Source organism: Pseudomonas sp. SB113, from assembly GCF_040754745.1.
In the GTDB taxonomy this organism is placed as follows: Bacteria; Pseudomonadota; Gammaproteobacteria; order Pseudomonadales; family Pseudomonadaceae; genus Aquipseudomonas; species Aquipseudomonas grimontii.
On the sequence record NZ_JBFMHW010000188.1, the window covers coordinates 1 to 439 of the forward strand.

Annotated in this window: 1 protein-coding gene; it reads right to left on the minus strand. The window is 62.6% G+C overall.

The window, feature by feature from the left end; genetic code table 11:
• On the minus strand, positions 1-439 hold a 439-nt coding region (locus AB1462_RS32095), incomplete at both ends, for an AMP-binding protein (RefSeq protein WP_367249139.1).

Below are 439 nucleotides of genomic sequence, written 5' to 3' on the forward strand. Positions count from 1 at the left end.
CGCATAGTTGATGTCGCGGCCTTCGACCAGATCGCAGGCGAGCTGTTCGCGCTGAAAAACGATGCAGGACGAAGGCTTGTGGCGGGCCAGCTCGATTGCGCCGTCGAGCAGAGGTTTGTAGGCGACGATTCGGCCCGGTTCGAGGCCGCAGGATGCCGAAATGATCAGCTTAGGCGTTGCCTCGTCGAGGCGGGTCGCCAGTTCCTTGGCGGCGAAACCGCCGAACACGACCGAATGGATCGCGCCGATGCGCGCGCAGGCCAGCATGGAAAAGACTGCTTCCGGCACCATCGGCATATAGATGATGACGCGGTCGCCTTTCCCGACGCCCTGATCCTGCAGCACGGCGGCCAGCGCCACGACTTCGGCCTTCAGCTCCGCGTAGGTGAATTTCCTGACTGTGCCGGTGATTGCGCTGTCATGGACCAGCGCCAATTGG